Origin of the sequence: Acidovorax sp. (genome assembly GCF_046341535.1) — a bacterium.
Classification (GTDB): domain Bacteria; phylum Pseudomonadota; class Gammaproteobacteria; order Burkholderiales; family Burkholderiaceae_C; genus Acidovorax.
The window spans coordinates 1-6370 of record NZ_JBKDRI010000125.1; the positions used below are offsets into that span (position 1 = coordinate 1).

General features: G+C 66.3%; 1 protein-coding gene. It reads left to right on the forward strand.

The window, feature by feature from the left end; all coding sequences use genetic code 11:
• Positions 1-175 precede the first annotated feature (175 nt).
• On the forward strand, positions 176-6178 hold the full coding sequence (uvrA, locus tag ACK543_RS09045) for an excinuclease ABC subunit UvrA (protein ID WP_409942519.1): 6003 nt from the start codon (positions 176-178) through the stop codon (positions 6176-6178).
• Positions 6179-6370: the final 192 nt, after the last annotated feature.

The window sequence follows — 6370 nt, forward strand, 5'->3', positions numbered from 1 at the left end:
TCGGCTGCAAATCGACCGCAGCGGTCCATTTTTAACCGCCTTTTTGCCCCATAGCTCGGCTATGGGGCTGCAAATTCGGCAAAAACTGTCCTCGCTGGGGCCGATTTTCGCTTTCGACGCTCCAAGTCCGACAGGCTCCTAAAATCTTCGGCCTCACCCCCAAAGAATGCCTTCCATGACCCAGGGACTGATCCGTATCCGCGGCGCGCGCCAGCACAATCTCAAGAACCTGGACCTGGACATCCGCACCGGCGAGCTCACGGTCGTCACCGGCCCCAGCGGCTCGGGCAAGTCAAGCCTGGTGTTCGACACCCTGTATGCCGAAGGTCAGCGCCGGTATGTGGAGACCTTCAGCGCCTACGCGCGTCAGTTTCTCGACCGCATGGACAAGCCCGCGGTGGACAAGGTCGAGGGCGTGCCCCCGGCCATTGCCATTGACCAGACCAACCCCGTGCGCTCCAGCCGCTCCACCGTGGGCACCATGACGGAGTTGAACGACCACCTCAAGCTGCTGTTCGCGCGCGCGGGCCAGTTGTTTGACCAGCAGACCGCCCAGCCCGTGCGGCACGACACGCCCGAGACCATCTATGCCGAACTGGCCGCGCGTTGCGCCGCAGCGGGCGATCCACGCGTGGTGCTGACCTTTCCGGTGGAGCTGCCCGCCAACACCAGCGCCGAGCAGGTCGAGCAATGGCTGTCGGCCAGCGGCTTCACCAAGGTGCAGGCCGAACGCGAAGAGGTCAGGCCCACGGGGCCGCGCACCAGCGCCGCGCCGGGCAGCCCCAAGCCATCGGGCACCTCATCGGGGAGCGCGGGGGCCGTGAAAGTGCTCGATGTGGTGGCCGACCGCTTGCGCCTGGGCAACGCCGAGAAGGCACGGGTGATCGAGGCGATCGAGGTGGCCCTCAAGCGCGGCACGGGGCGACTGAATGTGTACGTCCTTCCCCAGCCCGTTCAGCCTGAGCCTGTCGAAGGCCGGGACAGCGTTTCGACAGACTCCGCGCGCATGGAACCTGCACCAGCCGTGCCCGATCTGTGGCGCTTTTCTACCGGCCTGCACTGCCCCGACAGCGACCTGCGCTACAGCGACCCCATTCCATCGATGTTCTCGTTCAACTCCGCCGTGGGCGCGTGCGAAAGCTGCCGCGGCTTTGGGCGCGTGATCGGTGTGGACTATGGCCTGGTCATTCCCAACGACAAGCTCACGCTGCGCGCCGGTGCCATCAAGACCATCCAGACCCCCGCCTGGCAAGAAGCGCAGGACGACCTCATGCGCCACGCCGAAACAGCAGGCATTCCACGCGACACGCCCTGGTACAAACTCACCGACGACCAGAAGAAATGGGTGATTGAAGGATCACCGAACTGGAATGGCAAGTGGAACCAGCAGTGGTATGGCATCAAGCGTTTTTTCGAGTACCTCGAGAGCAAGGCCTACAAGATGCACATCCGTGTGCTCTTGTCCAAGTACCGCAGCTACACGCAGTGCCCCACCTGCGCCGGTGCGCGGCTCAAGACCGAAAGCCTGCTGTGGCGCATGGGCCGCAAGGAGGATGCCGACGCGGTGCTGGAGCCGGGCAAGCGTTTCATGCCCGAAGGCGTGCAGTGGAGCCGTGAGCAGCTGCAGGCGCTGCCCGGTCTGTGCCTGCACGACCTGATGCTGCTGCCCATCGACCGACTGCGGGCCTTTTTTGCCCGCATGCAGTTGCCCGTGGGTGACGACGCCAAGGGCGGCGATGCGCAGGCGCTGAAACTGCTGCACGAAGAAATCACCACCCGCCTCAAATACCTGTGCGATGTGGGCATTGGCTACCTCACGCTCGACCGGCAAAGCCGCACGCTCTCGGGCGGCGAGGTGCAGCGCATCAACCTCACCACAGCGCTGGGCACCAGTCTGGTGAACACGCTGTTTGTGCTGGACGAACCCAGCATTGGCCTGCACCCGCGCGACATGCACCGCATCACCGAGGCCATGCTGCGCCTGCGCGATGCAGGCAACACCCTGGTGGTGGTCGAGCACGACCCGGCAGTCATGCTGGCGGCCGACCGCATGATCGACATGGGCCCCGGCCCCGGCCGCCTGGGCGGGCAGATCGTGTTTGACGGCAGCACAGCCGACCTGCGCCGGGCCGACACGCTGACGGGCGCCTACCTGGGCGGGCGCAAGCAGGTGGGCTTTGGCTTCAAGCGCATGGTGACCGATGCCACGCCGCGCCTCATCCTCGAAGGCGCGCGCGAGCACAACCTGCAAAACGTGTCGGTGGAGTTTCCGCTGCAGCGCCTGGTCACCGTGACGGGCGTGAGCGGCTCGGGCAAATCGAGCCTGATCCAGGATGTGCTGGCCCCCGCGCTGCTGCGCCACTTCGGCAAGGCCACCGACACCCCCGGCGCGCACGACCGCATGCTGGGGGCCGACCACCTGACGGACGTGGTGTTCGTGGACCAGTCGCCGATTGGCAAAACCGCGCGCTCCAACCCCGTGAGCTACGTGGGCGCATGGGACAGCATCCGTGAGCTTTTTGCTGTGGCACCGCTGTCCAGGCAGCGCAGCTACACCGCAGCCAAGTTCAGCTTCAACAGCGGCGACGGGCGTTGCCCGACCTGCGGGGGCTCGGGCTTCGAGCATGTGGAGATGCAGTTCCTCTCGGACGTGTACCTGCGCTGCCCCGACTGCGATGGCAAACGCTACCGGCCCGAGATTCTGGAAATCACCATCGAGCGCGGCGGGCGCAACCTCAACGTGGCCGACGTGCTGGCGCTCACCGTGGCCGAGGCGGCGGCCTTGTTTGCCGATGACCGCGATGTGATCCGCGCGCTACAGCCCATCGTGGACGTGGGGCTGGAATATGTAGCGCTGGGCCAGCCCGTGCCCACGCTCAGCGGCGGCGAGGCCCAGCGGCTCAAGCTGGCAGGCTTTCTGGCGGAAGCCGCGCGCGTGCAAAGCAAATCACGCCAGGCCGTCGCGCGCAAGGGCACGCTGTTTCTGTTTGACGAGCCCACCACCGGCTTGCACTTTGACGACATTGCCAAGCTCATGCGCGCGCTGCGCAAGCTCATCGATGCGGGGCATTCGCTCATCGTCATCGAGCACAACCTGGACGTGATCCGCGCAAGCGACTGGCTCATCGACCTGGGCCCGGAAGGTGGCTATGCGGGCGGCCTGGTCGTGGCCGAGGGCACGCCCGAAGATGTGCGGCAGCACGCCACCTCGCACACCGGGCAGGCGCTGCGCGACTACGAACTGGCCCTGGGCGAAGGCGACCATTCGGTCCACGAAAAAGCTGCTGTGCTACGAAAAAAAGAGCGATTTGCCCATGATGGACAAGCGCAAAAGGCCAAAAATGTGATTGAAATCGTCAACGCCAAAGAGCACAACCTCCGCAACCTGAGCGTGGACATTCCGCGCGGCAAGTTCAACGTGGTGACGGGCGTCAGTGGCTCGGGCAAGTCCACGCTGGCGTTCGACATTCTGTTCAACGAAGGCCAGCGGCGCTACCTGGAATCGCTCAACGCCTATGCGCGCAGCATCGTGCAGCCCGCAGGCCGCCCCGAGGTGGATGCGGTCTACGGCATCCCGCCCACCGTGGCGATTGAGCAGCGGCTCTCGCGCGGCGGGCGCAAGTCCACCGTGGGCACCACCACCGAGGTGTGGCACTTTCTGCGCCTGCTGTACGTCAAGCTCGGCACGCAGCACTGCACCAAGGATGGCGCCGCCGTGCAGCCGCAAACGCCCGAGAGCATCGCGGCGCAGCTGCTCACGCAGTTTCGCGGCCAGCACATTGGCCTGCTCGCTCCGCTGGTGATGAACCGCAAGGGCGTCTACACCGAGCTGGCCGACTGGGCCCGCCCCCGCGGTTACACGCACCTGCGCGTGGATGGCAACTTTGTGCCCACCACCCACTTCCCGCGCATTGACCGCTTCAAGGAACACACCATCGAGCTGCCCGTGGCCAGCCTCGATGTAACGCCCGAGAACGAGGCCGCCCTGCGCGCCGCGCTGGCCGATGCGCTCACGCACGGCAAGGGCGTGGTGCATGTGCTCAGCGGCATCGCCGGCCTGCGCGAAGCCATGGAGGCCGGCAAGCCCACGGCGGGCATCGGTACGCTGCAGGTGTTTTCGACCAAGCGCGCCTGCCCCGTGTGTGCCACCAGCTATGCCGAGCTGGACCCGCGCCTTTTTTCCTACAACAGCAAGCACGGCTGGTGCCCCGACTGCGTGGGCACGGGCGTCAAGCTCACCCGCGACCAGCGCAAGGTGTTTGACGATTCGGTGCAGGACGACAAGGAAAAAGGCCGCGAGCAGACCTTTGCCGAGCCCGAGGTGGAAGACCTGGCCGACACCGCTTGCCCAAGTTGCAACGGCACGCGCCTGAACGCCACAGCCCGGGCCGTGAAGTTTGCGGGTGTGGGCATCACGGACATCGCCGCCCTGTCGGTGTCCGATGTGCGGCGCTGGATCGCCACCCTGCGCATCGAAGGGGCCATGACTCCGCGCGAGGCCGACATTGCCCGCGACCTGGTGCCCGAGATCCAGAGCCGCCTTGAATTTCTGGAAGAAGTCGGCCTGGGCTACCTCACGCTCGACCGGGGCGCACCCACCCTCAGCGGCGGCGAGGCGCAGCGCATCCGCCTGGCCGCGCAACTGGGCAGCAACCTGCAGGGCGTGTGCTATGTGCTGGATGAGCCCACCATCGGCCTGCATGCGCGCGACAACCAGATCTTGCTCAACGCCCTGCACAAGCTGGGCGACAAGGGCAACACGCTGGTGGTGGTGGAGCACGATGAAGACACCATCCGCCGTGCCGACCACATCATCGACATCGGCCCGAGCGCGGGCAAGCGCGGCGGGCGGCTGGTGGCGCAGGGCAGCGTGGCCGACATCACCGGCACCCCCGATTCGCAAACCGGCCGCTACCTGCTGCACGCCATGAAGCACCCGCTGCAACTGCGCCGCAGCATGACCCCCGGCGAAGTGGGTGTCGAGGCCACGGTCGCCTTCGCCCAGGCCGAAGCGGCAGCGCCCACGGGTCGCCAAAGTGCAGCCGAGAAAAAGCGCGCCGCCCAGGCCGCAGCGCTGGCGGCCGATGCACTCACCGAAGCCAAAGAACGCGCCGCCATGCGCTGGCTCACCGTGCATGGCGCGCACTTGCACAACCTGCACCACGTGACGGCCACCGTGCCGCTGCACCGCCTGGTGGCGGTCACGGGCGTCAGCGGCTCGGGCAAGTCCACCCTGGCGCGCGATGTGCTGCTGGCCAATGTGCAGGCGTGGGTGCAGCAACGCTCCACCAAGGCGGGGCGCGATGCGATGGATGCAGGCAAAGCCCCGGCTCTGGTCGGTTGCACCGGCCTGTCGGGCTTTGAGAGCATCGACCGTGTGCTGGAGGTGGACCAGACGCCGATCGGCAAAACACCGCGTTCATGCCCTGCCACCTACATCGGCTTTTGGGACACCATCCGCAAGCTGTTTGCCGAAACGCTGGAGGCCAAGGCGCGCGGCTATGCGGCCGGGCGCTTTAGTTTCAACACTGGTGAAGGCCGCTGCCCCAGCTGCGAAGGCGCGGGCGTGCGCACCATCGAGATGAGCTTTCTGCCCGATGTGAAGGTGCCGTGCGAGACCTGCCACGGCGCGCGCTTCAACCCCGAAACCCTGGCCGTGACCTGGCGCGGCAAAAGCATTGGCGATGTGCTGCAGATGGAGGTGGACGAGGCCGTGGGCTTTTTTGCCAGCATGCCCAGCATTGCCCACCCGCTGCAGCTTTTGCAGGACGTGGGCCTGGGCTACCTCACGCTGGGACAGCCCTCGCCCACACTCAGCGGCGGCGAGGCGCAGCGCATCAAGCTTGTGACCGAACTCACCAAGGTGCGCGACGAGGTCGGCCGCCGGGGCCAGAAGGCGCCCCACACGCTGTACGTGCTGGACGAGCCCACGGTGGGCCTGCACATGGCCGATGTGGACAAACTCATCCGCGTGCTGCACCGCCTGGTGGACGGCGGCCACAGCGTGATCGTGATCGAGCACGACCTGGATGTGATTGCCGAAGCCGACTGGATCCTGGACCTGGGCCCGGAAGGGGGAGGTGCGGGTGGCCGCATCGTGGCCGCGGCCACGCCGGAAGACCTGGTGGCGGCGGGTACCCATACCGGCAGGGCGCTGGCGCAGGTGCTGGCGCGCTGATCATGCCCAGGGGCCGCGTGGCCCCATGCTGCGGTATCCTGCGGCCCCACAACCTAACGAGTAAGGATAGATCGCGCGAAGCCGCGATCTGATCCGTTTGTTGGACAAGCCCGGTGGTGAAAGCTGAAGTGGGAAGTTGTGCCCCTGTAGATTGATCCGATGGAGCGGGGTGCGGTGGGCAGACCTTGGTGG